This window comes from Psychrobacter sp. NPDC077938, from assembly GCF_044542635.1.
Taxonomy (GTDB): Bacteria; Pseudomonadota; Gammaproteobacteria; order Pseudomonadales; family Moraxellaceae; genus Psychrobacter.
This window is the reverse complement of sequence record NZ_JBITUW010000008.1, coordinates 19,567-43,306: the sequence shown is the minus strand read 5'-3', so window position 1 is coordinate 43,306 and position 23,740 is coordinate 19,567. Positions and strand designations below refer to the sequence as shown.

At 42.9% G+C, this 23,740-nt stretch carries 22 protein-coding genes; 11 read left to right on the top strand and 11 right to left on the bottom strand.

Translation table 11 applies throughout. The features are described 5' to 3' along the window. Nucleotides 1–375: 375 nt before the first annotated feature. The 8 genes from ACIGBM_RS12600 to ACIGBM_RS12565 all read right to left on the bottom strand — a co-directional run bounded on the left by ACIGBM_RS12600 (nucleotide 376) and on the right by ACIGBM_RS12565 (nucleotide 7,709). Complete coding sequence (locus tag ACIGBM_RS12600) at nucleotides 376–798, bottom strand: acetyl-CoA carboxylase biotin carboxyl carrier protein (protein ID WP_397477975.1); 423 nt, start codon at nucleotides 796–798, stop codon at nucleotides 376–378. Between the two features lie 23 nt (nucleotides 799–821). Further along, a complete protein-coding gene (locus ACIGBM_RS12595; protein WP_201572342.1) occupies nucleotides 822–2,009 on the bottom strand; it encodes an NRAMP family divalent metal transporter in 1,188 nt (395 codons plus the stop codon). Between the two features lie 226 nt (nucleotides 2,010–2,235). Beyond that, the gene (gene pxpA, locus ACIGBM_RS12590) at nucleotides 2,236–2,973 is read right to left on the bottom strand and encodes a 5-oxoprolinase subunit PxpA (RefSeq protein ID WP_397477974.1); all 738 of its coding nucleotides are present in this window, start codon (nucleotides 2,971–2,973) and stop codon (nucleotides 2,236–2,238) included. Next, nucleotides 2,963–3,886 (bottom strand): biotin-dependent carboxyltransferase family protein, encoded by a 924-nt coding sequence (locus ACIGBM_RS12585; RefSeq protein WP_397477973.1) that lies wholly within the window; start codon nucleotides 3,884–3,886, stop codon nucleotides 2,963–2,965. The genes pxpA and ACIGBM_RS12585 overlap by 11 nt, the downstream gene beginning before the upstream one ends. 53 nt (nucleotides 3,887–3,939) lie before the next feature. Beyond that, nucleotides 3,940–4,593, bottom strand: a complete 654-nt coding sequence (pxpB, locus tag ACIGBM_RS12580; protein WP_397477972.1) for a 5-oxoprolinase subunit PxpB — start codon at nucleotides 4,591–4,593, stop codon at nucleotides 3,940–3,942. A 203-nt stretch (nucleotides 4,594–4,796) separates the two neighbouring features. Then, on the bottom strand, nucleotides 4,797–6,143 hold the full coding sequence (gene accC, locus ACIGBM_RS12575) for an acetyl-CoA carboxylase biotin carboxylase subunit (RefSeq protein ID WP_397477971.1): 1,347 nt from the start codon (nucleotides 6,141–6,143) through the stop codon (nucleotides 4,797–4,799). A 79-nt stretch (nucleotides 6,144–6,222) separates the two neighbouring features. Continuing rightward, complete coding sequence (gene accB / locus ACIGBM_RS12570) at nucleotides 6,223–6,735, bottom strand: acetyl-CoA carboxylase biotin carboxyl carrier protein (protein ID WP_397477970.1); 513 nt, start codon at nucleotides 6,733–6,735, stop codon at nucleotides 6,223–6,225. Between the two features lie 182 nt (nucleotides 6,736–6,917). After that, nucleotides 6,918–7,709 carry a putative hydro-lyase gene (locus ACIGBM_RS12565; RefSeq protein WP_296210462.1) on the bottom strand — a complete coding sequence of 264 codons (792 nt, stop codon included), beginning with the start codon at nucleotides 7,707–7,709 and terminating at the stop codon, nucleotides 6,918–6,920. A 223-nt stretch (nucleotides 7,710–7,932) separates the two neighbouring features. On the opposite strand from ACIGBM_RS12565, the gene ACIGBM_RS12560 reads away from it, so the two are divergent. After that, nucleotides 7,933–8,706: an IclR family transcriptional regulator gene (locus ACIGBM_RS12560; RefSeq protein WP_057760000.1), complete on the top strand. Its 774-nt coding sequence runs from the start codon at nucleotides 7,933–7,935 to the stop codon at nucleotides 8,704–8,706. Between the two features lie 99 nt (nucleotides 8,707–8,805). Here ACIGBM_RS12560 and ACIGBM_RS12555 read toward each other — a convergent pair whose 3' ends face one another. After that, the gene (locus ACIGBM_RS12555; RefSeq protein WP_397477969.1) at nucleotides 8,806–9,717 is read right to left on the bottom strand and encodes a LysR family transcriptional regulator; all 912 of its coding nucleotides are present in this window, start codon (nucleotides 9,715–9,717) and stop codon (nucleotides 8,806–8,808) included. Between the two features lie 464 nt (nucleotides 9,718–10,181). On the opposite strand from ACIGBM_RS12555, the gene ACIGBM_RS12550 reads away from it, so the two are divergent. From ACIGBM_RS12550 to ACIGBM_RS12530, 5 genes are all read left to right on the top strand, one after another. Then, on the top strand, nucleotides 10,182–10,859 hold the full coding sequence (locus tag ACIGBM_RS12550; protein WP_397477968.1) for a glutathione S-transferase family protein: 678 nt from the start codon (nucleotides 10,182–10,184) through the stop codon (nucleotides 10,857–10,859). A 128-nt stretch (nucleotides 10,860–10,987) separates the two neighbouring features. Further along, a complete protein-coding gene (locus ACIGBM_RS12545; RefSeq protein ID WP_397477967.1) occupies nucleotides 10,988–12,115 on the top strand; it encodes a zinc-binding dehydrogenase in 1,128 nt (375 codons plus the stop codon). Nucleotides 12,116–12,446: 331 nt separating this feature from the next. Next, nucleotides 12,447–12,947 (top strand): META domain-containing protein, encoded by a 501-nt coding sequence (locus ACIGBM_RS12540; RefSeq protein ID WP_397477966.1) that lies wholly within the window; start codon nucleotides 12,447–12,449, stop codon nucleotides 12,945–12,947. 184 nt (nucleotides 12,948–13,131) lie between these two features. Continuing rightward, nucleotides 13,132–13,803: a DUF4377 domain-containing protein gene (locus ACIGBM_RS12535; protein WP_397477965.1), complete on the top strand. Its 672-nt coding sequence runs from the start codon at nucleotides 13,132–13,134 to the stop codon at nucleotides 13,801–13,803. A gap of 184 nt (nucleotides 13,804–13,987) precedes the next feature. After that, complete coding sequence (locus tag ACIGBM_RS12530; RefSeq protein ID WP_397477964.1) at nucleotides 13,988–14,908, top strand: homocysteine S-methyltransferase family protein; 921 nt, start codon at nucleotides 13,988–13,990, stop codon at nucleotides 14,906–14,908. A gap of 225 nt (nucleotides 14,909–15,133) precedes the next feature. On the opposite strand, the gene ACIGBM_RS12525 is transcribed toward ACIGBM_RS12530, so the two are convergent. Both ACIGBM_RS12525 and ACIGBM_RS12520 read right to left on the bottom strand, forming a co-directional pair. Beyond that, nucleotides 15,134–16,012, bottom strand: a complete 879-nt coding sequence (locus tag ACIGBM_RS12525) for a DMT family transporter (RefSeq protein ID WP_397477963.1) — start codon at nucleotides 16,010–16,012, stop codon at nucleotides 15,134–15,136. Nucleotides 16,013–16,141: 129 nt separating this feature from the next. Further along, nucleotides 16,142–16,858 (bottom strand): SDR family oxidoreductase, encoded by a 717-nt coding sequence (locus tag ACIGBM_RS12520; RefSeq protein ID WP_397477962.1) that lies wholly within the window; start codon nucleotides 16,856–16,858, stop codon nucleotides 16,142–16,144. A gap of 112 nt (nucleotides 16,859–16,970) precedes the next feature. On the opposite strand from ACIGBM_RS12520, the gene ACIGBM_RS12515 reads away from it, so the two are divergent. The 5 genes from ACIGBM_RS12515 to ACIGBM_RS12495 all read left to right on the top strand — a co-directional run bounded on the left by ACIGBM_RS12515 (nucleotide 16,971) and on the right by ACIGBM_RS12495 (nucleotide 23,694). Beyond that, on the top strand, nucleotides 16,971–17,846 hold the full coding sequence (locus tag ACIGBM_RS12515; protein WP_298810911.1) for a LysR substrate-binding domain-containing protein: 876 nt from the start codon (nucleotides 16,971–16,973) through the stop codon (nucleotides 17,844–17,846). A gap of 480 nt (nucleotides 17,847–18,326) precedes the next feature. Further along, the gene (locus tag ACIGBM_RS12510; protein WP_397477961.1) at nucleotides 18,327–19,838 is read left to right on the top strand and encodes a glycosyltransferase family 2 protein; all 1,512 of its coding nucleotides are present in this window, start codon (nucleotides 18,327–18,329) and stop codon (nucleotides 19,836–19,838) included. Nucleotides 19,839–20,028: 190 nt separating this feature from the next. Then, complete coding sequence (locus ACIGBM_RS12505) at nucleotides 20,029–21,333, top strand: glycosyltransferase (RefSeq protein ID WP_397477960.1); 1,305 nt, start codon at nucleotides 20,029–20,031, stop codon at nucleotides 21,331–21,333. Then, nucleotides 21,333–22,652 carry a hypothetical protein gene (locus ACIGBM_RS12500; protein WP_397477959.1) on the top strand — a complete coding sequence of 440 codons (1,320 nt, stop codon included), beginning with the start codon at nucleotides 21,333–21,335 and terminating at the stop codon, nucleotides 22,650–22,652. The genes ACIGBM_RS12505 and ACIGBM_RS12500 overlap by 1 nt, the downstream gene beginning before the upstream one ends. Before the next feature lie 46 nt (nucleotides 22,653–22,698). Further along, nucleotides 22,699–23,694 carry a glycosyltransferase family 2 protein gene (locus ACIGBM_RS12495; protein ID WP_397477958.1) on the top strand — a complete coding sequence of 332 codons (996 nt, stop codon included), beginning with the start codon at nucleotides 22,699–22,701 and terminating at the stop codon, nucleotides 23,692–23,694. Nucleotides 23,695–23,740: the final 46 nt, after the last annotated feature.

Below are 23,740 nucleotides of genomic sequence, written 5' to 3'. Positions count from 1 at the left end.
ATGGAACAATATACGCGCTTTACTCATTTCCTTGAATATGTAACTAATAGTTTAACTATTAAATTAGCTATTGTATTTGGTCAATTTCAATGTCTGATTATTACTCTAATCCGACTAATAACTTAACTAAAGTATAAACAATTTTGTTCCTTTTTATGAATCCATTTTTCAGTAATTCCATCATAATATAACTGAACAACTCTATCTAAACGAAAAAATCTTGGATCAAGAGAATATTTAGTGCAGATAATATCGAGATATTGACTAGCTATTTGAAGATACGCCCTCATACCCAGCACATAAAAAACCCTTTAAGCGACAGATGACGCTTAAAGGGTTTATATTTTGATTTAACCAACACTACGTTAACGGTCTTTAACGACGGGCTAACTCAAAAATAGGCTGTCCGTATTCAACACCCTGTCCACTTTCAACCAAGACAGCCGTGACCACACCTTCTTTATTACTAATCACTGGCTGCAAACGGGTCAACTCATCAATGAAGCAAATGGTCTGACCTTTTTGAATATGGTCGCCTTCTTTGATCAAGTTGTCTGTTGCATCGTCTTCACTTAAGTATACCTGCCCTACATAGGTGGCACCTACTTGCAAGACATTACTACCCTGCTGTTCAGGCTCATGAGTAGGCGTGGCCTCTATAGGACTAGCGCTCACATTATTCTGCGCACCTAGATTGTTAACCACCCTAATAGACTGCCCGTTGTCTGCAATCGTGACTTCTTGCAGCTGACTGCTTTCAATCAGTTTGACCACACGTGTTATTTGCTCTATATCCATAATACATTCCTTAACTTAATTTTTTAACTCATGCCCAGATATTTAGCAATGGTCATGACACTTAGGATACTCATCACGATGGCGATTAACCAACCAAATGCCGCAATCCAAATCGGATGCTTATAATTGCCAACGATATTTTTTCTGTAGGCGGCAATCAGGATAATGACCATGGCGATAGGTAACACTAAGCCATTTAACGTACCAACCAATACCAATACTTGAGCCGGTTTACCGATAGTGGCAAACACTAACGTTGAGATAACGATGAAACCAATAATGAAGTAGCGTTTATAAGTCTCAATGAACGGATGGAAGTTCGTCATAAAAGACACAGAGGTATAAGCAGCGCCAATCACCGAGGTCACAGAAGCCGCCCAAATCACCATACCAAAAATAACTTTACCTGCATTTCCTAAAATGTATTGAAACGGCGACATGGCTGGGTTGGCGGGATCCAATGCAAAGCCTTGAGATACCACGCCTAATACGGCAAGGAATAAAAATACGCGAATCACAGAGGCAATCAAAATACCAGATACCGAGCTTCTGGTCACTGATTTTAAATTCTCTTCTCCGCTGACGCCTGCTTCTAATAAGCGATGCGCACCTGAAAAAGTAATATAACCACCAACCGTACCGCCGACTAGCGTCACGATAGCCACTGCATCAATCTTGTCAGGCATGATCGTTTTGCTGACGGCTTCTGCTAATGGCGGATCAGATTTAAAGACCACATAAATGACCAATACAATCAGGATAAAGCCCATTAACTGAGCGAATTTATCCATCATAGGCCCCGTTTCTCGGCCTAAAAATATGGCGACGGCAATCACACCACTAATCAGGGCGCCTGTGATGGGCGACATATTGAACATGGACTGCATGCCAAGTCCGGCACCGCCAATATTACCAATATTAAAAGCCAGACCACCCGCAATGATTAAGAACGCGAGCAAGTAACCGACACCAGGGAACACCAAGTTGGCGATTTCCTGCGCGCGTTTTTTGGAGACTGCGACTACTCGCCAAACGTTAAGCTGGACGCCGATGTCCATAACAATAGATATTAAGATAACAAAGCCGAAACTTGCCATTAGGCTTTCGGTGAATGTGGCCGTTTGGGTCAAAAACCCTGGCCCTACTGCTGATGTGGCCATCAGGAAGGCCGCGCCTAAAATGGCGGTATTATGTTTTTTTATGGTGCTCATAAACATCCTTGTTCTATATGGGATTATTTAATCAAATGATTAGGGCGTGTCCTCATTTTAAAAATGGTGGTAAAAGTGAGATAAATTGCAGTCAAACAAGGAAAATAGCGCAGATAATATCGAGATATTAGTCAGCTATTTGACGCTGTTTGGCAAGATTTAGCCATTTTTAACCCATTTAGATGACCATCGATTGAATTGAGGACATGCCCTAGCGTGCGGATATTTAATGGGCAGATATAGTGATACCTTTGAGCTCTAGTTGTTTCTTTATTTCTTGCGCAAATAAAATAGCGTGTTCGCCATCACCATGTAGGCAGATACTTTGCGCTTCTACTGGTACGGTTTGACCGCAGACACTGGTGACTGTCCCTTCAGTGACCATTTGTAATACATGTTTAACGGCCTCGTCTGTGTCGGTGATTAAGGCATTGTCTTTAGTGCGGGAGACCAATGAGCCGTCTTTTTCATAGTTCCTATCGGCAAACACTTCTGATATCGAGGCTAAACCCTGCTTTTTGGCTGCTTTAACCAAATAGCCGCCGGACAAACCCATGACTTTTAGATTTGGATCAAATCGTTTGATTTCACTCACTAAAATATCTGATAAATTTTCATCGATTGCGGCTTGGTTGTACAACGCACCATGCGGTTTTACATAGTCCAAAGTCACGCCGACTAAGTCACAAAGCGCTTTGGTTGCGCCCAATTGATATACCAATAACGCACGGTAATCGGCTTCACTTAACGGCTGATGAATACGACCAAAGTTTTCTCTATCGTTTAGACCAGGATGCGCGCCTACGCTCACGTTGTTTGCTTTTGCCAATTGCAGCGTTGCTAGCATCTCGCTATAAGACCCAGCGTGCAAGCCGCAGCAGACATTGGCTGAGCTGACTATCGTCAATAACTTATCGTCTTGCCCGCAGCCTTCAGCCACATCAGCATTTAAATCAATTTTCATTGGCATACTCCTTTATTTGATCGATGTAATGTTGTCTTTTCTGTTGTTCACGCAGTGCCTGCTCTAACGACACAACGACGAACTGACAGGCTTTGCCAAATCTAATCTGTGCCATCAGACCTATGTCTGCTTGAATCACGGTTGCGATTTTAGGATAGCCACCCGTCGTCTGCCCATCTGCCATTAGGACAATCGGTTGTCCTTGTGGTGGCACCTGAATCATCCCAATATCAACGCCATGTGAGCTCATTTCTACTGGCTTACTAAACTCAAGCGCTGTAGCTCCCTCAAGGCGGTAACCCATACGGTTGCTACTGCTTTGTAGTTTCCATAGCTGGGTCTCAAACGCTTGTTGAGACGACTCAGTGAAGCAATCATATTCACTGCTTTTTATCACTCGAATAACCTCGGTTGGGGCAAGGCGAGCTACCCCAATCACAGGTAGGCTGGATTCAGTTTTCACCTTTAAGCTGTCATCGGCTTTTAAATATCTGCCTTTAAATCCGCCAAACCCTGCTTTGAGATTGGTGCTGACTGACTGTAACACTGGCTCGATATCAAAGCCGCCATGCACACATAGATAGGTATACATGCCTTGTAGCGGGCGCAAAAGTTTGAGCGTTTGCCCAGCTGTTGCATTGATACGCCAATAACAAGGAATGCGTTTGTCATCTAGATAGGCCTCGTATAAAGCACCCGTTAAGCAAAAGCTGACGCTTTCTTCAAACTGTATGGTTAGCTCACCGAGCGCTATTTCAATAGCAGGTTCGTTGACTTCGTTTTTCATCAAAGCATTGCCAGCTTGTAGCGCCCAGTTGTCCATCACGCCATTTCTACCCACACCCATACTGCGGTAACCCAGTCGTCCCGAATCTTGAATACTGGCAAGGGCACTTGCGGTTAAAATTTTCATTGATACCACCTGTTTTTTTGTCTTTTTGATTCATGCATTTTTTTATTTATCGCTTATTGATGAATATCAATCGCTTTAAATGTCAAAGTATCGCCTGCGTTAAGCAACGTCGGAGAAGACTTGGTTAAATCAAATAAAGCAGTATCCGTCTGGCCGAGTAACTGCCAACCGCCTGGAGACTCAAAAGGGTATACCCCTGTCTGCTCGCCGCCTATACCCACTGAGCCTGCGGGTACTTGAGTTCTAGGGATGGCGTGTCTTGGGAAATACAGCGACTCAGACAAGCCGCCAAGATAAGGAAATCCTGGCTGAAAACCGATAAAGTAAACGGTATAAGTGGCTTTAGTATGTAGCTCAACAACGGCTTCGACCGAGAGATTTAGCTCATTCGCCATGGCCGCTAGATCAGGGCCATATTTTCCACCGTAATGTACTGGTATCTCGACGTGCTTGCCATGGATGGTTTTTGAAGGGATGTCATTGAGCAAATCTGACAGCTTATCTTTAAAGGTAGTAAGCTCAGCCCAAGTTAATGGCACGATGAATACACTGAGCGTATTCATACCAATCACCACTTCGATGACTTCTGGCATTTTCTGGATGCTGTCTGATAAAGCCCAGCACTTTTGTTGTTTTTCTAAGGTGATCGGTTTAGGGAAAAAAAACGCGAGATTGGTTTCACTGCATAGTTGCCATTGTAGTTCCATTAGCACGTGCTCCATTATTTTTATCTACTACAGTCAAATCATCTATAAATTGGATACGGTGTCAGGCTCGCTTAGTCTACGACTTGTAGTACTTTCACTCGCCTTCCTTGTATCCAAATTATATTGAACCGACTATATTCTGATTCTGACGCTTCTGACGCTAATGTCAGATTTGGTTTTCATTTTTGCAGACAAGAACTGATTTATATATTGTCTTGTATCCACTGTTCTAGATAATGGATGCTCATTTGACCTTCACAAAACACCTTATCCTCAAAGAGTCGCTGATGCAGACCAATATTGGTATCAATACCGGTGATTTGCGCTTCTGATAATGCCGCACGCATTTTTTCTATCGCTTTTTCTCTTGAACGATCTTGTACACATATCTTGGCAATCAAACTGTCATAAGATGGCGGCACGGTGTAGTTCGACTCAGCATGGCTATCCACTCTGATACCAAACCCTGCTGGCATGTGGCAGTAGTCTATGCGTCCAGCATTTGGCAAAAATGTCTGCGCGTTTTCAGCATTAATACGGCACTCAAAAGCGTGTCCGGTAATGGCGATATCACTTTGCTTGTATGCTAACGTGAGTCCGGCAGCCACTCTGATTTGTTCTTGCACAATATCAACACCCGTCACCATCTCAGTGATGGTGTGCTCAACTTGCACACGGGTGTTCATCTCGATAAAGAAGAACTCGCCGTTTTCATATAAAAACTCAAATGTGCCTGCACCTCTATACTGCATTTGCTCACAAGCCGTGACACAGGCTTGGCCGATTTTCTGACGTTGCTCTTCAGTAATACCGGGTGCTGGCGCTTCTTCAATGACTTTTTGATGACGACGCTGCATAGAGCAATCACGCTCGCCTAAATAAATCGCATTGCCGTGAGTATCGGACATGACTTGCACTTCGATATGACGCGGTGCTTGTAGGTATTTTTCAAGATAGACAATGGAACTACCAAAATTGGCTTTGGCCTCTGTTTGTGTCATAGAGATAGCGGAGAGTAAGTCGGCTTCTTTTTCGACCACACGCATCCCGCGCCCACCGCCGCCGCTTGCTGCTTTGATAATGACTGGATAACCAACGTCACTGGCAATCTTGATAACTTGCTCTGAATCAGCAGGCAATGCACCATCAGAACCAGGCACACAGGGCACGCCCGCCATCGTCATTTGTTTTTTGGCTTCAACCTTGTCGCCCATGTTTCTGATATTGTGAGCCGTTGGGCCAATAAAGGTGAGACCTGAGTCTTCAACCAAAGCGGCAAAGTCTGAGTTTTCAGACAAAAAGCCATAGCCTGGATGGATGGCTTGCGCATTGGTGATTTTTGCAGCAGAAACTAGCGCTCTTTGATTGAGGTAGCTGTGTGTGGCATTGGCAGGCCCGATGCATACTGCTTCATCGGCTAGGCGCACGGGTAACGAGTCTTTGTCTGATTCAGAATGGGCAATGACTGATTGGATGCCTAGCTGTTTGCAAGCTCGGATAATACGTAGAGCAATCTCGCCGCGATTGGCAATTAAGATTTTTGTGAACATGTTTATTCCCTTAAAAATATAGTGTCAAATACAGTGTTTGTGCAGCGTCTATACAATATTGAGCGGCTATTGAGTGGCTTTAACTGTTTGGCTCTATAACAAATAAGGGCTGGGCGTACTCTACGACATCACCTTCATCAACCAAAATCTCTTTAAGCGTACACGCAGTTTCTGCTTTGACCTCATACATCATTTTCATGGCTTCAATGATGCATAGTGTCTGCCCTACTTCCACCTTATCTCCTACCTGAAAAAACACTTCTGCTGTCGGCTCAGAGCGACGATAAAACGTACCTAGCATAGGCGCTATTATTTGGGATTTCTCCACCTCTGTAGTCACCGTTTCATCACTACGATCACTGTCTACATTGGTATTATTATCCGTACTGTTTTGAGTGGTTTCGGTTTGAGACTCTGAATGAGACACCCTTGGGTTGGGAGTATGAGCGATATGATTGCCGCTACTTTGGTTGCCGTCAGATTGGCAAACGATAGAAATACGTGCATCACCATCAGTGAGTTCTAAAGATTTTATATCGGCGCATTCTGCAAGTTTGATCAGTTTTTCCAGATCCGTAAAATTGATATTCATATGATTGGCTATTCCATTAGAGTGAAAGTGAACAATTATTTTTTATAAAAAATTCGTACCTAGTGATGTATGTAAAGTGTGATTGTTGAACGATATGTGACAATTTATTGATTGGCTTATTAAAATAATAGTTTGAAATTAATTATCTCTATGCGTATTAAAAGCACTTTTGTCATCAGAAATTATAGAACTGCCAAGTCTTCATCTCTTGGGTCGCAGATAAACATATGTCCTGGTGAATGCGTTATCATCAGCTCTGGCTTACTAGTCATAGCGATACTTTGCGGCGTCACACCGCAAGCCCAAAATACAGGGACTTCGCCTTCTTTTATGATGGATGCATCACCAAAATCAGGCACATGAATGTCGGTTATACCGATGACACTAGGGTCTCCGATATGAATAGGCGCGCCATGTACTTGCGGAAATCGAGAGGTGGCTTGGACGGCTCTAGTGATTAATGGATAAGGTATTGGCCGCATGCTAACCACCATTTTCCCATGAAACTGTCCTGCAGGCTCAGTTTCTATGTTTGTGATATACATTGGCACATTGTGATTGTCTTCAATATGTCTAATAGGAATAGACGCATTTAGCATGGCAGACTCAAAGGAAAAACTGCATCCTAAAAGAAAGCAGACCAAATCCTCTCTCCAGTAGTCTTTTAGATCTGACACCTCAGCCACTAATTCGCCAAATTTGTATATCCGATACTTTGGGACATCAGACCTCAAGTCTGCGCCTTTTGCCATGAGACGTGGCTCTGCACTACCGACATCTGTTACATCTAAAATAGGACAAGACTTTGGGTTTCTTTGTGCAAACAATAAAAAATCATAGGCCAAATTTTTGGGCACTATGACTAGGTTTGCTTGTATATGACCTTTACACATGCCGGAAGTCGGCTTGTTAAGTTCATTGTTACTGATTAACGCTCTGACCTCTGTCGGCGTCATATTTGCTAAATCTAACATTATTACAACCTCTTACGCTTTATTATTTTTAGCAGATAAAAGTTTATGATTTGTTTTATATTGGTATGGTTATTTATAATTTTATTTCATATATCGAGAACTATGATTATCGTTATGTAACTTATCAGAACACCTTCGATATGACAAGATATGAATACAGAAATATGTGATGAACATGATGAGTGATCTTCTTGAACGCACAGTTAAGGATGCAAATTGAACTATGAATAATGTCAAAAAAAAGGGCTCAAGCGTCGAGCGAGTTTTGCAAATCGTAGAAGTATTGGCCAAATCTGCTAAGCCTATGGGCGTTATTGATTTAGCAGAAACATTGGACATTCCTGTACCTAGTATGTACCGATTGTTAAATCAGCTACAACCGCTTCAATTTGTCCAATTAGATTTGCATGGAAAAGTAACCTGCGGAAAAAGAACGCATGACTTAGCTTTAAACCTATGGAAAAACAGTCCTTTTAAAGCAGAAAGATTGGCGATATTACAACAGCTTTCAGCCAAAATTGGTGAGTCGGTAGGGATTGCGGTGTTGCAAGACTTAGAAGTGGTGTATATCGATCGTGTGATATCTGACTGGCCTGTCCAAATACAGTTACCTACCGGAACCAATATACCTATCTGGGCCTGTGCCAGTGGCAAATTATTGTTGACGCAGTTGGCAGATAATAAGTGCGAGCGTATTGTAGAAAAACTATCGTTACAGGCGCTCACGACCCATACTCAGACTGACAAAAAACAACTCATGACGTCCATTGCTGAAGTACGTAAGACACAGGTAGGGACAGATAATGAAGAGTTTATTCCTGGTATGGTCGCCTGTGCTGTCCCGATTCCGAATGGTGAGCAGCCCGCATTTGCTACGGTATTTACTCATAGTCCTACCGTCAGAAAATCTTTGGATGAGCTACTGAGCTATGTGCCTGTCATGAAAGAAGCTGCCAATGAGCTATCTGTTATTTTCAATCAGGAATATAATGAGTAGCCTGTCATAACATGCTATAACGATTGTATCTCAAGCCTCTTAGGTGTCGATACGAATATGAATGTAATGAGGTTGTAGATAGCACACACTTCCCTTACATCAACGCTCATTTCCTACTTTTATCCTCTCAACCAAGAAATCGACGGCGGCTTTTACCTTAGGCACTAGATAGCGCTGCTTTTGATACAGCAGATATACGGCCATATCAGCATGCTGCGTGATTGCTAATGGATGCTCAAATTTAATCTCTTGCAATGCGCCTGACTCAAGATATGAGGATAGTGCCCACCGAGTGGACATCAAAATCCCTTCACCATCACAAGCCTTTTTTGCTAGCCATGGTCCATTGTTTGAAATTGCCACTGCTGGTCCTGAGACATCATGCCACTGATCGTCCACATAGCAGAGCCAGGGCGTTGGCCCGTTTGGTGCTTTGAAATACAGGCCTTTATGTTCTTTTAACGCCATTACATGGTTAGGTGTACCATGTTTTTCTAAATAACTGGGAGACGCAACTGGAATAAACCCATTGTCCATTAGCCTAATGGCAAGCACTCGCTCATTGGGTGCATAACCACCGCGAATCGCAATGTCTACATCGTCACGTCCTAGTGCTGATAGCTCATCGCTGAGACTGACATCCAATACAATCTCTGGGTATAACTTACCAAGATCATCTAACAACGGCAGTAGTATCCTTTCACCAAAGCCCACCATCGAGCTGATGCGTAAGCGCCCCATTGGCGTCGTTTGATAACTGCGTACGGTTTCTTTGCTTTGCTCGAGCTGATCCAATACTTGCTGCATATCGTCGTAATAGACTTGCCCTACTTCGGTCAATTTAACGATTCGGGTCGAACGCTTTAATAATGTCGCGCCCAAACTCTTTTCTAAATCAGACACCCGTCTAGATAGTGAGGATGGCGGCACATTGAATGCATTTGCCGCCTTAGTAAAACTGCCCGTTTCTACGACTTTACTGAAATACTTGATGGCACGTAATTGATCCAACTGACCTCTCCATTTAGATGAATATGTGAGCATTTTCGCTTTATTATTGTCTTAAAGGCAATAGTGATTCACGTTATTCCTTATATATAACCACATTAAAACCAGTAATAATGTGTTTAACTTAGGGCGTGCTTGATATTCGACCATGGCACTGACAGAGACTATTTTTTAGACAGTTCGACGTTAAAAATAGTAAGTTTAGTCATTCTAAGCGTCTATGTTTTAACAATGAAGTGGCAAAAAATAGTCCTGTCTCCTTCTGTTTATATTGGAGCTGATGCTAAAACTGCCCCATACTGTGTTGTAAATCTAGTTAAGGCACGAGCATTACCGTCGTTTTACGCCTTGTCTGGAACCGTTTTAGCAATCAGCAGTGCCTATTTGTGAATATCAAACACGCCCTAAACGTTGCAATGAAAACACGATTAAAAATAACTTTTACGTCAACAATGGAAGAATGACTTATGATTACTTTGCACGGCTTTCCTGCAAGCAACTATTACAACATAGTAAAACACGCTCTTTTATATAAGGGTATCCCATTCCAAGAGGACCTTTTGTACGCTGGTAGTGATGATCTACTAACCGTTAGTCCAGTGGGTAAAGTACCTGCGATCACCATGCCTGACGGTTTTAATCTGTCAGAATCTAACGTGATTTGTGACTTCCTTGAAGAAACATATCCTGAAAAGCCGCTATATCCTACCGATGCAGCAGAACGCGCGACTGTACGTCAGATTATGAAAATAGCAGAGCTTTACTTTGAGCTACCAAGCCGCCGTCTAATTCCATATGTATTTTCTGACGTACAAGCACCTAACGCAGTCAAAGAGGAAGTCCGTCAAGTATTGGGCCGCGGTATTATTGCCATGAATCGCTTATGTCAATTTTCGCCTTGGATTGCAGGCGAGCAATTCACCATGGCTGACATCTATGTGCATCACGTCAACACTATTGTCAATGCTTTTGGCGCGACTCAGCTTGAGTGGGATGTACTGGCAGAAGTGGACGGCATGAAAGAATGGAACAAAGCCATGAGTGAAACCGAGATTGCAAAAAGTGTTCAGGCAGACAGTCAAGCAAACATGCCTGAGTTTATGCAACACGTTAAAGCTCTAATCCAAGCCGCAAACGCTAAATAACCTGTGGCAATGTGGCTACTAAAAATGAGTCACATTAAGAAAATTACTAAAGCTCAATAACCTAAAGAACGACCAATACCGTAAAGCGATTGGTCTAAAAAATCTAACTATTTGCAGGAGCAAATCTTATGACCGATAAAAATAAACAACTGGTTTCAACCATCAGTGATGACAACAAATTAACCCTGTCTTTAAAAGACATCGAGATGCCGCAACCCGGTGCTGACGAAGTTGTCGTTCGCATGGAAGCCATGCCATTGAACCCCTCTGATTTTGGTGTGATGTTCAGCGCCGCTGATATGTCAACCGCTGTACAATCAGGCACTGATGACAGCCCGATCATTACCGCTGATGTGCCTGCGAAATTCATGCCATCACTCAAAACGCGGGTAAATAAAGACACGCCTGTCGGTAACGAAGGCGCTGGTACAGTCGTCGCAGCAGGCTCATCAGAAGCCGCACAAGCACTCATGGGCAAAATGGTTGCGGTGATTGGTGGCGGTACATATCGTCAATACCACTGTGTCAATGTAAGAAGTTGCATAGAAATGCAAGACGGCACGACAGCTACCGAGGCCGCATCGTCTTTTGTAAACCCGCTCACCTCACTGGCAATGGTCGAAACCATGCGCGCTGAAGGTCACAAAGCCATCGTACATGCAGCAGCCGCTTCTAGCCTTGGCCAAATGCTAAACCGTATCTGTATGGCAGACGGTGTTGATTTGGTGAATATCGTACGTAAAGATTCGCAAGAAAAGCTATTGCGCGATATGGGCGCAAAGTATGTGGTGAACTCAAGCAGCGAGACGTTCCTTGCCGATTTGACCGCCGCGATTACTGAAACAGGCGCTACGATTTCTTTTGACCCTATCGGTGGCGGTAAGCTCACCAGCGATATTCTAAATTGTATGGAAGCAGCTATTACTCGTGACGTAGAAGAATACAGCGTCTATGGCTCAAATACCTTTAAACAAGCTTATATTTATGGTGCCTTAGACCGTGGTCCGATCACCTTAAACCGTAACTTTGGTTTTGCGTGGGGTGTGAATGGTTTCTTATTGTTCAATGCACTTGGTAAGCTTGGTAGTGAAACGGTTCAGTCCATGCGCAAACGCGTGGCAGAAGAAATCACCACTACCTTTGCGAGCAGCTATACGCATGAAGTGACCCTAGAAGAAGCGCTACAATTAAAATCAATCGCCGCTTATGGCAAACAGGCGACTGGAGAGAAGTACTTGATCAAGCCTCAAGCTTAATAATGTCTAGAAAGCTGTTATAACTTAAGATATAGCAACTTCCTCATAGACTGATTTTTGATAAAAAAAGCAGATACTAATAACGGTATCTGCTTTTTTTGTACTTAATTATTACTGAATGATGTAAGTAAAAGGCGGTAACTTAGCCTTTTTAAATACTGACTCTGTGAACATTGTCTTTTCGAGTATCGCCTTTTTGAAGACTCCTTATTTGAAAATCAAAGCGTCCTTGTAGTTATATGACTTCTTTGTGATAATTAAAATCCAGACACGCTAACTTTTAAATAAAAATATTAGACATTTTAAACTATCTACTTTTTGAGAGATGACTATGAAAAATATAATGAAAATAATGATGGCCTCCACGCTTGTTATGAGTGCACTTGCTACTGGCTGCCAAACAACGACTAGTGTTACCAAACCAACCGTACAGCCAATCACAGTAGAGACGTTAGAGGCGAACAATTGGCGCCTTATAGATGCCAAGCTTAATAATGGAGACTTGGTTGAAGCGTTATTTTTTGATCCATCAAGACCATTAACGCTGGACTTTATGACTGTTGAAGGCCGCAATATGGTAAGCCTTATGAATACCTGCAACAATATGAGCGCAGGATACAGTGTGACGAATGGCGAGGTAGAACTGAGCGCAATCAGAAGCACTAGAATGGCCTGCCCTGAATATTTAGCAAAGTTTGATAGTGCTGCTGCCACAACAGTACAAGGCAAATACAGCTTTGGTAAAAATAGCGATAACAACCCTGTGCTAGTCATTAAGAATGACAATCAAACGGCTCACTTCAAAGCCGTTCCTAAAACAAAAACACCTTAAGGACTGTTACGTAGCTCTATCTTAAATTTATGAATAATGCCTCACTATGAATCAGCGAGGCATTATTTGTATCAACAAACTGCTAGCCTCAGCATCAAAACAATAACAGTAACAAAAATCGCTCTAGGCAGTTTCATCGAGCATTAAAAATAAATATATAAATCAACCATAATAAGGATATGTCATGTCGTTTATTAAATTTTGCACTTTGGCACTCATTGCCACATCCTCTCTAACTGCGTGTAGCAGTCATAACCAAGTTAACTCGAATGATAAAACGAGTACTAGCCAGATTGAAGACCGTAACTCATTCATAAACACCTTAAAGCCAAGCAGTGCTGAAGCGATAATCGGTCAAGTAACAGGTATTACTTCACAAGACAGAAATCAGCAAAAAGTCACTATCGTAGCCCAAGATGAAAAGTCCTATACCGCATCTATTAGCAAAACCAATTTTGGTCAGCAGAATGCTTATCAAATGCAAAAATTGGCGATGGGTGACTATATAGAAATTAAAGGTGACGTAGAATTAACAGACGATCAATCAAAGCCAGATGGTGAGCATCAGCTCACTGTACGTGCCATGCCATATGTATTACGCAAAATCATTGTCGCTGACCATCAAGTAGACTGCGTAGGCGTTGCGCCACAATCCTGCCTTTTAACAAAGCCAGCTGACCAAGTCGATAGTCAAGTAGATTGGCAGTATCGATATAGTGGTATAGAGGGTTTTGATTATGAGCCTGATTATGAATATACCTTGCTTATAAAAAATACAGCTGTTGCTAGACCACCTGCTGATGCATCGTCAGTGCAGAGCAAACTGATACAAGTCATTGAAAAGAAAAGAACCTAGCCTTAGTGATAGAGATATAACTCTTCTAAACAGACAAGCAACCACACGATTAATTGTTAACATTATTCAACCTGTGGTTGCATCTGACGTTTATTACGCCTAGTATTTCGCTCCTTTAAATAATTCTATTTTTAATAATAGCACCTCTACAGGTTTGTTTACTCACAATAAAGAAGGATTCGTTATGCCAATAAATACAACCACAATTATTGATGGTGGCATGGGACGAGAACTGGCGAAGCGTGGTGCACCGTTTCGTCAACCTGAATGGTCAGCACTGGCAATGATAGAAGCGCCAGAGATCGTTCGTGATGTACACCGTGCCTATATCAAGAGCGGCGCGGCTGTCATTACGACAAACAGTTACGCGCTAGTACCCTTTCATATCGGCGAGGAGCGTTTTGTGGCGCAAGCACAAGATTTGGCAGCAGCGTCAGGTGAAATGGCACGTGCAGCAGTGACGCTGGAAGGCGCAGCAACCAAAGTAGCTGGCTCTATCCCGCCACTGTTTGGCTCCTACCGTGCAGATTTGTTTGATGCTGACCACGTAGAAGATATCGCCACCCCACTGATCAAAGGTCTAAATCCGTATGTCGATTTTTGGCTCGCTGAGACTCAGAGTCTAATCGCCGAGTCTATCGCTGTTCGTGAGCTACTTAATACGCTAGATACGGACAATAAACCGCTATGGGTCGCTTTTACCTTAGAAGACAGTATGGATATCGATGTACCACGTCTGCGTTCAGGAGAAACCGTCGAGGAAGCCGTGGCAACGATGGCTGCTCTCGATGTCGAGGCAATACTCTTTAACTGCTGCCAACCTGATGTCATCGAACAAGCACTAGATGTCGCACAGACTGTCCTGCAAGCAAAACAAGCGCAGCATATCGAACTTGGCGCTTATGCCAATGCCTTTCCGCCGCAACCAAAAAATGCCGCGGCAAATGATACGCTTAATGAAGTACGTGATGATTTGACCCCGCCTGCCTATCTGCTCTGGGCACAAAAGTGGCAAGCACAGGGCGCTTCATTAATCGGTGGCTGCTGCGGTATTGGCCCTGAGCATATTCAGGAATTAAGCCAACATTTCACTGCTACTGCTTAGACATAGGCTGATCTGAATATAGAAAAATGTAAGATAATTAGAATATTGAGTTCATCATGCTGACGACCATCAAATATTACTTGATGGTCGGCATGTTGCTGGTCATGGAGCTAGTGCTGTAAGCGTATCGAAAATTCTAGTAGCAATTGCAGGCTTGAATGAAATCATTGACTAGCTTGTCATAAATATGCGTATTGCATTCTTAACAGCCTACCCATCCTACCGCTAACCTGAAAACTGTCTACCCGTTTGTATCAGTAGGACACCACTTAAAATCAGTACTAACGCTATAATTTCTAAACTGGTGATATCCTCTCCGATTACCGCGCCAATAATCACAGCAACGACTGGGGCAATATAAGTAGCACCAGCAGCCCGCACTGAACCTAACGTCTCGATAATAAAATAATAAATCAAAAAAGCAGCGCCAGTACCCAAAGCACCCAGACCAAGTATTGTTCCCCATATTGCCCTAGTATCTGTCGACAGCTGCGTTATACCATCGAAATCGATGAGTATCGAAAGCGTTATGACGGCTAACCCCACTTGCCAAGTGGCTAACGCCAGTGGCGGCAACCTCAAAGGAGACAGATAGCGCCGCGCATATACAAAAGACGCACCCACACTCAAAGATCCTGCCAACATCCACAAAACGCCAACGAGAGAGACACCAGTAGCGCCTTGCCATGGTCGCGCACTTAATGCGATACCAGCAAATCCTAGCGCAAGTCCAATCGCCATTTGCTTGGTCGGACGCTCATCAGGTAAGAACAGCGCCGCGCCCAAAAAGGTAAATATAGGGATTGAGCCACTTAATAGACCTGCAATGCTACTGGGCAATAGCGCCGTACCTGCGACAAATCCATAATAGTAAAAAGACGTTGCGAGCACTGACATCACTATAAAGTGTGGCAAATGCTGTAACTGCGCCCGAGTAATTACTTTGCTGTGCCAAGCAACGGCAACCAATGGCAAAAACCCAAATAGCAGGCGTAAAAATACGGTTTGTGAGGGGCTGATTAGAGCCGTCGCCCATTTCATAAAAATAAAATTCGACCCCCAGATGATACCGAGGAGCACCAGTGCAGCGTATGCTCGAAACATAACATTGGCCTTAACAAATAGATGAGCTGCTTTTTTCAAGCAGCTAGCGTCGATAGTGTTTTATTGCTTGTATTAACAGTCTGGTATTAACTATCTTGTATCAATAATAGGCTTGTACTGACTGACTCGTTACACAGAGCGAATGATGCCACCATCAACCCGTATATTCTGACCAGTGATATATCCAGAAGCTTCAGATAATAAAAAAGCAATCGTTGAGGCGACTTCTTCAGAGGTACCATAACGTCCTATCGGCACACTCTCACGTCGCTCATCGACTTCAGGTAAGCTATCAATCCAACCAGGCAAGACATTATTAATACGCACACCTTTTGCTGCATAGTCATCTGAGAAAATCTTGGTAAAAGCGCCAAGGCTGGCACGAAAAGCCGTTGACGTAGGAAAAAGCGCAGTCGGCTGCGTTACCCAAGAGGTAGATATATTGACGATAGCACCGCTACCCTGTGCGACCATGATTGGCGTGACCAAACGAATTGCACGTACCGCACTAAGAAAGTAAACCTCTAGCCCTTTATGCCAATCCTCATCAGTGATGTCTAAAATAGGTGCGCGCGGGCCGTGACCAGCAGAGTTTACAAGCGCATCAATACGTCCCCACTGTTGCATCGCCGAATCGACCAAGCGCTGTACATCTTCATTAATAAGGTTGGAGCCAGTAACACCAATGCCGCTCAGCTCCTTTGCTAAAGCCTCACCTTTCCCAGAGGAAGACAAAATAGCGACATGATAACCATCTGCTGCAAGTTTACGAGCAGCGGCAGCACCCATGCCTGACCCACCTGCTGTGATAAGCGCTACTTTTTTTGTCGTTATAATATTATTCATCTGTCTTTCTCCATTAGTTATCGTTTCATTTATCATAACCAATAAAATCAGATTCCTAACATCATAATAAAAGATGCTAGACTGTAGAAAATCTACAGTCTAGGAAAACAAAGTGCCAAACAGCCATCGTACATTGCCACCGCTCAATGCCTTACGTGCATTTGAGGCTGCTGGGCGTCATCTTAATTTTCGGGCGGCGGCGGATGAGCTGTTTGTGACACAAGGCGCGGTCGCTCAGCAGGTAAGAATGCTAGAGGAGCATATCGGCTTTCCTTTGTTTCAAAGACTACCAAGAGGCGTGGCGCTCACCAGCCAAGGTTCTGTTTACTTTGCAGAAGTTACTCGAGCTTTTAAGATTTTGGATAAAGCAACAGCTCAGCTACTCAGAGAACCTAAGACTGTCACTATCAGCGTGACGCCGACTTTTGCCACTAAGCTATTACTGCCGCGCTTATCTGCTTTGACTGCTGCGGTCCCTGATGTCGAGTTGCGTACTGTAGCGACCGAGTCCGTTGCAGATTTTGACCGTGATCAGGTAGATATCGCGGTACGCCTGACACGCCCACCATTCCCTGCGGCATTTGATACTCAGCTACTGTTTAAACAAACGCTTGTAGCCGTGGCCAGCCCTCACTTAATGGCCAATAGAGAACTGCCCATATCACTTGAAGTGCTACAAGAGATGCCATTGCTCCATGACTCACATCATCATTGGCCACGATTTTTTGGTACCACAGATAAGCTAGCTGGCGCTGTATTTAATCAAACCGCTTTGGCTTTAGATGCAGCGCTAGCGGGTCAAGGTGTTGCGATTGCTTGTCAGGCTTTTGTACAAGCGGATTTGAATGCAGGAAGATTGGTTCAGGTAAGTGAGTCAACGCTAACAGTCGATCTAGATTATTATCTCGTTCGCAAAAAGAGTTCGTCATCAACACCGACTGTCGACGCTGTCTGGAACTGGTGTATCACTCATTTAGCACTGGCTTGATTTAGTCAGGGATAGCTAAGCATTAAGCTAAACGTCAATATAAATAATCTAATCTCAAACTTATTAACGTAATTAGCTTCTGAGGCTAACTACGATTTTAGTCGTGCTTTTCTATCCCACTACAGCCGTTCTTCAGCATAACGATGCAGACCTTCCTACTTTCTTATCCTCATCTTTTTTCCTCGTTTTATCTTTTTACTAACTACCCTAACTCAGAAGTAAAGTACAGCTACCTATCCCCTTCTCAATCAAAAAACGCCCTATTTTTACGCGATTAAAATACTAAGTTTTTATGTCACATTACGTACAACTTACACAGTTAATTTATCACAAACAATTATCGGCTAAATCATTACTTAATTTTGTATTAGTATGCATTGGTATTCATTAAATGACTGAGGATACAAGTACTTACATTACCTATAAGCATACTCTTCTTTATATAAATTTTAACTTGTTGTATATGCCTAAGGACCAGACATGACTGCTAACACACAAGAAGCTTTGACTAGCGCAGCACTCAGTTTTCAATTGATGACGCGAGCTGAGCCTCCAGAGTTGGTTATTGCCACGATAAAGTCGTTATTAGCAGTAAAAGAAGTACACGATGAGATTTTGATTATTGATAATAATAATAAAGAGACGTCGTTATATGAGCCGTTGGCAGCATTTTGCCAAAGCTTAAACGCTGAGCTGAATGTCCATTTTTATCATATTGATCGTGTCGAAGGATTCAAAGCGGGTGCTTTAAACTTGGCACTTGGGTTGATGAGTCCAGACTGTAGTCACATTGTGGTGGTCGATAGTGATTACCAAGCATTACCACATGCTAGAGCCTTTATTACGCGGGCTATCGCTCAATATCCTGAACATACCCTACTGCAGTTTCCGCAGTTTTATCGTAATGAAGGACAGCTAGATACGCATAGCGAGTTGAATCACTATTTTAATCATCATCTGTATCGCTCTTTTAATCGCAATCGTGCCTTATCAACGGGTACTTACGCAGTCATTCGACGCTCAGATCTTTTGAGTATAGGAGGCTGGTCAGGCGCCTCTATCACTGAAGATGCTCAGATGGGCGTGCTTATGCATCGACAAGGTTTTCGCAGTCAGTTTGTGCCAGAAGTTATTGCCACAGGCTTACTACCTAACACGCTAGATGACCTGATATGTCAACGCCGACGCTGGATCTACGGCAATATGCAAGTGCTCACGGATTACTTCTCAGTCCCGCACAACTCTCCAGTTCAGTATGTCTCACAATCCAAAAGTATGAGTGAACGTTTAGCATATATACGCGCTCATCTGTCTCAGCTGAGTGCTTGGGTAAATTTCACAGGGTTTTTTATCCTTTTGCATATCTGCTCATTACTGGTGATGGTTGATATGCTCTTAGTAAATAACGCTGACGTATCGATGCTTGCCCCTCTATATGTGGTTTATGCAGGCTATGCGTTTTTTATCCTTAGACGGTTGTGGGCTTATTGCCGTGATCAATCGCCTCTCAATCAACAAGTAGATGACAACCATCAGCCACGTTTTGGCAGAAAGATACGAGCATGGTTGATGCACTTAAACTTTTGGGAAATTGGCGCCTTGTCATGGCTGCCGGTGCTGTGGGGACGAGAGAAACCTTTTGTCTGTACACCTAAACAGAACTATATCCAAAATCGTCAGTCATTATTTCTTAAGAATATAGCGGCGTTACCAAAACTGCTATTGGTGCTAAATATCATTACAGTCCTAGTTGTAGCACCGTTTTCACCGCTCTACTCACCAGTACTATTTATATGTGCAGCGGCAGTTTGTATTCTCAAACTAAGCGCAGCCAAGGTCGCAATAGATAATTTCTCTGATGCTCGGGCAGACATACCAAGTATGAGTAAGGTTCTGAGACAGACTTTAAAAGTAGCCCATGAAAAGAAGACGACTATCACGACATCTTATGCGACGTCTTTATTTAAAGATAAAAAAACCATCGATTCGTAAAAATCAGTACTTATAAAACTAGTGCTTATAAAGATAGCGATTCGTAAAAACTTGCGATTTATATAAGCCAATTTTGAAACAAGGTCATTCTATTGTCTTTTATCGTTTCTATACTAGGTTCCCTATATACCACTCTACTAACCAAAACGCTTATAGCCATGATGCTTATAACTATAAAGGTCTTAAAAACATGATTAGGTCTTCGAATTCACCGCTACGTATTGCCATTATTGCGCATTCACTGTATCCCATTGCCCAGCCTTACGCGGGTGGTCTAGAAATGATTACCCAACTGATTTGTGACGAGCTAGTGGCGCAAGGTCATGAGGTATTGCTTTACGCTCATAAAGATAGCGAGACGAAAGCAACATTGGTGCCTTTATTGACTCGTCATGAGTTTAACAAGATGGTCTATGATAATGAGCATGAAACGGTCGCCATGGGCCGTGAAGAGATGTACCAATATCTTACCTATCAGATAGCATTACGAGATATTATCGAACGTGATGAGCGCGGTGAGATTGATATCGTACATAATCACAGTCTGCATCACATTCCGATGATGACAGGCCAAGCATTTGGCGAAAGGTTTTTTACCACTTTTCATACGCCTATTTTTCCACAGTTACGTTTGGCGCTTTTAACACTGCGCTCTGGTACAACCACTCAATTCACAGCGATTAGTAAGCACCAACAGCAGTTATTCGCTGAGTTTGTCCCTTCACAAGTGGTGTATAACGGCATCGATGTCGAATCCTTTATTGCCAATACAGAATCGCTTGGCAATACTGATGGTAGCGATGACGAGGTATATTTTTGGTATGGGCGTATCTGCCCTGAGAAAGGCACTCATTTAGCCATGCGGTACTGTATGGAAGCTGGGAAGAAACTTATCATAGCAGGACCTAAAAGCAACGAAGACTACTTTAATCAAAAAGTAGCTCCTTTGTTATTTAAAGACAGTAAGAGTGGCGATGACAAACTATTCAGTTACGTAGGTCATGTCACCAAGGACGAGATTAACAATTACTTATGCCAAGCAACTGCCATGTTATTTACCAGTACTTGGGACGAGCCATACGGATTGACCTTGGCTGAGAGTCTGGCATGTGGCACACCAGTCATTGGTTTCGATGCTGGAGCCAGTGCCGAAATTATTACTCCAGAGACAGGAGTCATCGTACCTAAAAAAGATAAAGCCGCCTTTATCAATGGTTTTGCTACGATTAAAAATATATCACGCCAAGCTTGCCGTGACCGCGCCTTACAGTTTTGTTCAGTGTCAGCCATGGTAGACGGCTATCTGGAACTTTACCGAGCAGCGTTAAAAAATAGAACTGTATTAATAGAAAACAATTCAGAAAGTTATATCAACAGTATCAACAATTATGAGCCGTCTGATTTAACAAAAGACTCCCTTCAGTGTTTTAATCAGGCCATTCAAGCACCAGTTGAAACTGATAATGATCTTGTTAGCTTTTCTGAGGGATCGTAATGATGCGTATTGGATATTATGCTCATCATCACGGCTCAGGACATTGCCGACAGGCAGACAAACTGGCTGCATTGCTACCTAATGATGCAAGAGCGCAATTAACGGTATTTACGAGCTTAGATATAAATAGCTATCGTTTTACCGCTATTGATGAACAACAAATCATACGTTTGAATGCGGAAGATGAACGCCCCGATGATATATTAGCAGGTCGTGCAGGACAGTACTGGCAACCAGCCAGCTTACACTACTCGCCCGTAGGCAATAGTGACATTCAAAAACGCAGTCACCAAATACTAGACACTATCTTTCAATGTAAGATTGATCTGATGATTATCGATGTCAGCGTCGAGGTGGCCATGCTCTGCCGTGCGGCAAGCATTCCTTATCTTTACGTTAGGCTTCCTGGTATTCGCGACGATGCGCCACATATAGGTGCTTTTGCTGGCGCGCTTGCCTTACTAGCACCTTATCCTAAAGCGTTGGAATCTGCACATACATCTGAGTGGGTCTGTGATAAAACGCTCTATCTTGACTTTATCTACTCTCAAAAAACTGAGTCATACACTTATGAGAGCTTTATAGATATCTTGGCAAAATTAAGCATTGATAGCGAAATTTCTGCTCCTGAATCTACAAGCCTACCATCACCTAAAAAGGCACAATTAACAGATAAGTCCGGAGCTACAATACCTATTATTACCGTTATCAAAGGCTATGGTGGACACAAAGCGATTGACGAAAAATTACCAGAGTTGCGCTCACTGCTACCCGATGCATTAATTGTCTCTCTCGGGCCTATAGACGATGACAAACGATGTTATGTCGATATCTCAGCTGAGATAGATGACGTCACACCATTTATTTGTCATAGCGATTATCTAATGATGGCCTGTGGCCTAAACGCTGTCGCGCAAGCATATCATTATGATACGCCGCTCATAGTGGTGCCTGATGACAGACCTCATAATGAACAAGCCGTCATGTCTGAAGCGTTAGTTACTCAAAATAAAGCGCTAAATTGGCAGCAGTTTAAAACCTTAATGAGCATCGATGATGGTCAACCTGAATCTATTGCCCAAATAATTCATGGCCAAAGCAAACAACACCCCACTACCTCAGTTGATAGCATTAAAAAAAATAATATTGAAGAAAATAACATTGAGGAAGGTAGCAGTGAGGAAACCAACGCAGCTACGCTAACAGTTGCTCAAGCGTTTATGCATAGCACCACTGATTATCCTACTACTAAGCGTTGGTTTGAAAACTGGTTACTCCCTCGACTCAACTTAACACCCGAATCAACAATTAAAGACTGACTTATTAAAAATAACTGGCAACACGATAGCGAGGTAAAGATAAGCAATGACCATTCAGCCAACGAGTAATGCTAGTACGACTTCTGATACTGTACCGATGACTGTCATTACGACTTGCTATGGTCGTAATCGTCATCTCTACAACCTGCTCAGCAGTCTAGAAAATAGTAGTGTGAAGCCAGCCGAAGTCATTATCGTCAACGACGACGCCGATCCCAATCGGTTAGCTGAATTCTCATCAAATATCGTGAAGTTACCAACTACGGTCAAATCAGCTGTAAATGATGGTGGTGATACCAACACTGCAGAGTTTGATATCGGACATAATCGCAATCTTGGAGCGTTGCAGTCAACTCACGATATGCTGATTTTTTTGGATGTTGATTGTATCGTAGCGCCTACGTTTATTGAGCAAATGTATGAGAAGCTTTTGCAATATCCTAATGCGCTTTTGATGGGTCAACCACGCTATCTAACGCGACCTTTATCACTAGAAGAAAATACGCAATTAAAAATCAATCATCTGCCCTTTTCTCTTTTAGACGAGCTGTCTGTCTATAACCCTTATCGTTATAATTTTGATGAAGCTGACTCATATCCTACTGAAACAGAGCAAACAGCCATCAAACAAACTGATGATTACGGTGCATTTTGGAGCCTATGCTTCGCTATCAATCGCCAGACTTTTGATAAAATTGGTGGTTTTGACACCCAATATACAGGTTATGGTGCAGAGGATACCGATTTTGCTTTTACAGCATGCCGATTGGGTATCGACTTTTACCTCACTGCTGATATTGCTTACCATCAGCAGCACAGTGTCTACCGGCCACCTCTTAATCATTTGAATAGTATCATTGTCAATGCCAATCGCTTCTATCAAAAATGGCACTGTTGGCCCATGGCAGGATGGTTGTCACAGTTTTCCGATATGGATCTGATTGATTGGACTGAAGAACAGTCATCACTGATAGCCGTACGACGAGAGCCTAAAGACAAAGAGGTAGAGCTTTCTCATTGTCCCGACGCTCCTTATGTTTAACTATTTTTAGCAATTTCTAGCTAAACATAGCTTAGTGAATCAATAT